The 3,320-nt window shown below is 31.4% G+C and carries 3 protein-coding genes; all 3 read left to right on the top strand.

Translation table 11 applies throughout. The annotated features are described in order from the left end of the window. The first annotated feature begins 104 nt into the window (after positions 1–104). Positions 105–803 carry a 2,3,4,5-tetrahydropyridine-2,6-dicarboxylate N-acetyltransferase gene (gene dapD, locus Q0370_RS08505; protein WP_299574622.1) on the top strand — a complete coding sequence of 233 codons (699 nt, stop codon included), beginning with the start codon at positions 105–107 and terminating at the stop codon, positions 801–803. A gap of 155 nt (positions 804–958) precedes the next feature. Beyond that, positions 959–2,098, top strand: coding sequence for a tetratricopeptide repeat protein (locus Q0370_RS08500; protein WP_299574620.1), 1,140 nt, complete (start codon positions 959–961; stop codon positions 2,096–2,098). A gap of 128 nt (positions 2,099–2,226) precedes the next feature. Beyond that, positions 2,227–3,300 (top strand): LD-carboxypeptidase, encoded by a 1,074-nt coding sequence (locus Q0370_RS08495; RefSeq protein WP_299574617.1) that lies wholly within the window; start codon positions 2,227–2,229, stop codon positions 3,298–3,300. Positions 3,301–3,320: the final 20 nt, after the last annotated feature.

The following is a 3,320-nucleotide window of genomic DNA, read 5'->3' as shown; positions in this document are numbered from 1 at the left end:
AAAAAAACAAATTACAGTTGTAAAAATCAGAAAAAAATGCTAAAATACGAAAAATACAATGATTAAAAAATCATAATATGTAAAAATAAAACTGGAGGAGTAGAATGACTGAATTGGAAAAATCAAAGGCGATTATTCAATATATTGCTGATGCCAAGAAGACCACGCCTGTGGAACTTTATACAGATGAAGACATAAAAAATGCTTATTCTTGTAAAGTAATAGGAAAAGAAGGCTTAAAGATAGTTTTTGGAGATTGGGAAGAAATTGAAAAAATTATTAGTGAAAATAATCTTAATAATTATTATCTGAAAAATGATAGAAGAAATTCTGGTGTTCCTATGCTTGATATTAAAAATATTAATGCAAGAATTGAGCCAGGAGTGTTTATTCGTGATAAAGTAACCATTGGAGACAGAGCTGTTATAATGATGGGAGCTGTTATAAATATCGGTGCTGAAATTGGTGAAGGAACAATGATTGATATGAACGTTGTACTTGGTGGACGTGCAAAAGTTGGTAAAAATTGTCACATTGGTGCAGGAGCCGTGCTTGCAGGAGTTATTGAGCCGCCTTCAGCAGATCCAGTAGTTATTGAAGACGATGTAGTTATTGGAGCAAATGCTGTTGTACTGGAAGGTGTAAGAGTAGGAAAAGGTTCGGTTGTTGCAGCTGGAGCGATTGTTACAGAAAACGTGCCAGAAGGAGTTGTTGTAGCTGGAACGCCTGCTAGAATCATAAAAGGTGTAGATGCAAAGACTGCTTCAAAAACAGAATTAGTTGATGCTTTGAGAAATATTTAGTGCTTTTTTATGAAAAGATGAATAAAAAAGCAATTCTTAGAATTATTTACGCAACTTTATAAGTAAAATCAAATTTAAAAATGATAAAATAAATTTGTGAAATAAATGTGTACATTTAAATAAAAGGATAAATTCAAATTATTTTAGGAGGAAAAATGAAAAAAATATTACTAATAGGAGCTATTTTAGTAACAGGGGCAATTTCATTTGCTGATGGAAAATCAGATTATGAAAAAGCAGTAAAACTAGCAGGAGAGAAAAAAGTAGCTGAAGCAGTAAAGGTATTGGAAGGAGTTGCTAAAGGAACAGATGCTGCTTATGCACAAAAAGCTAATCTTGAATTAGGAGCATATTATTTGCAAGAAAATAAAGTGGCTCAAGCAAAACCTTATTTACAAGCTGCTTGGGGAAATGGAAAATCTACAAATGCAGAAGCTGTTGAAGCTGCAAGATTACTTTACTTAGTGGGAATTCAACAAAAAAATAAAGCTGAAGCTGAGAAATACATTCTTTGGACAGATGAAAAATCTGGTGGAAGTAATGCTGACATAGTATCAAGCTTAATTATCTTCTATTTTGATAATAACGAACAATCAAAAGGAACAGCAAGATACAATAAAGCAGTACAATCTTCAAATAAAGATTTTGTAGCTGAAGTAAATTACAACATTGGACAATATTATTTAACAAAAAATAACAATGCACAAGCTAAATCATATTTACAAAAAGCATACACTGGAGCGAAAGATCGTGTAAATGGAGCAGGAATCTTGCTAGCTGAAATTGCTATGAATGAAAAGAATCCAGCACAAGCTGAAAAATATTTATTAGAAATGAATGCAGCTTCACAAGGTAAAAATGGACAAATCTTAGGAATGTTAGGTACTTTCTACCTGCAGCAAAATAATCCTGCAAAAGCTGAGGAATATTTAGCAAAAACTGTAGCTGCAGAACCTAAGAATACAAGTGCAAAAATTTTATTGTTAGGAATTTATGAAGTGCAAAACAATACTGCAAAATTAAATTCAATTTATAGTCAATTAAAATCAGCTAAAGTTACAAACAGACAAATTGGAACTTATTTCGGAGGAGTTGGAGCAGGAGCGTTAGCTGAAAAATATTTACAAAAAGCTATAACTGAAGACAAGGACAACACTGCAAAAGTTGTTTTGGGACAAGTTTACGCAGGACAAGGAAAAAAAGCTGAAGCAGTTAAAATTTTACAAGAAGCTGTAAATAACAAGGTAAGTGGGGCAGCAGAAGTTTTAAAACAAGTTCAAGCGATGAAGAAATAAGTTAAATAAAAAATTGTAAACTATAAAATTATTTGGTATAATTAGGCAAGGCATCTTAATTGTGAATATTAAGATAAATTGCCTATTTTTTTGAAAAAATTTATTAAAAATCAAATTTATAAAAGGAAGTGAGAACAATAAAAATAAATAAAAAATTGTTACTATTAGGACTATTAACAACTAGCTTAACATTAAATGCCGCATACAATACAACAAGAAGTAGTTCAGGCGTAAGTACAAAAATAAAAAATGCTGTAGATTCTCAGAGTGCAAAAAATAATACAGTAAATGAAATTGTAATTCCAAAAGGACTAAAACCAGGCGATACAATTGGTTTAATAGCACCTGCAAACTATACTAACGAAAATAGTTACGCAGAAATAGAATATTTGACAAGCAGAGGATTTAATGTTGTATATGGGCAGTCATTTTCATCAAGATGGTATGGATTTGGAGGAACTGATGATGTAAGAGCAAAAGATATAAATGATATGTTTGCAAATCCTAAGATTAATGCTATTTTTGCTGTACGTGGCGGATATGGCGGAATTAGAATTGTAGATAAATTAAATTATGACGTAATCAAGAAAAATCCTAAAATTATTTCAGGATTTAGCGATAATACAACTTTATTACTCGCAATTAATGAAAAAACTGGGCTTGTGACATTTCACGGACCTATGGCAGATAATTTGAAAAATATTCCGCCAGTTACAGAAAATGCCTTTAATAAAGCTTTTACAAGTAATGAATCATTTAATTTGTTAGGTTTTGATGATACTTATTCAATTATGAAAACTGGACGTGGAAGCGGAAGGATTACTGGTGGAAATCTGTCATTAGTAGTTGCTACACTTGGAACAGACCACGAAATTAATACAGATGGGAAAATATTATTTCTAGAAGAAACAAACGAAGCAAGCTATCGTGTGGACAGAATGTTGAAACAATTAAAACTGGCTGGAAAATTTGATAAATTACGGGGAATCATATTAGGAGATTTTAAGAATCCTAAACAGTCAGATCCAACAGATATGACTATTGACGAAGTTTTTTATGATAACTTTGGGAAATTAAATGTTCCGATTGTAAAAAATTTCAAATCTGGACACGTAAGACCATTTATTACTGTGCCAATTGGGGCAAAAGCCAGTATGGATACTTACAAACGTGAAATTTTAATAGAAAAAGCTACAAAGTAAATAAAAAATACACTATTAAT

This window comes from uncultured Leptotrichia sp. (assembly GCF_938036635.1).
Taxonomy (GTDB): domain Bacteria; phylum Fusobacteriota; class Fusobacteriia; order Fusobacteriales; family Leptotrichiaceae; genus Leptotrichia; species Leptotrichia hongkongensis.
This window is presented reverse-complemented; position numbering and strand designations above follow the sequence as displayed.

Bases quoted from the DNA above. Each gene is read 5' to 3' on its own strand.
- dapD (WP_299574622.1), top strand. From the start codon at position 105: ATGACTGAATTGGAAAAATCAAAGGCGATTATTCAATATATTGCTGAT.
- Q0370_RS08500 (WP_299574620.1), top strand. From the start codon at position 959: ATGAAAAAAATATTACTAATAGGAGCTATTTTAGTAACAGGGGCAATT.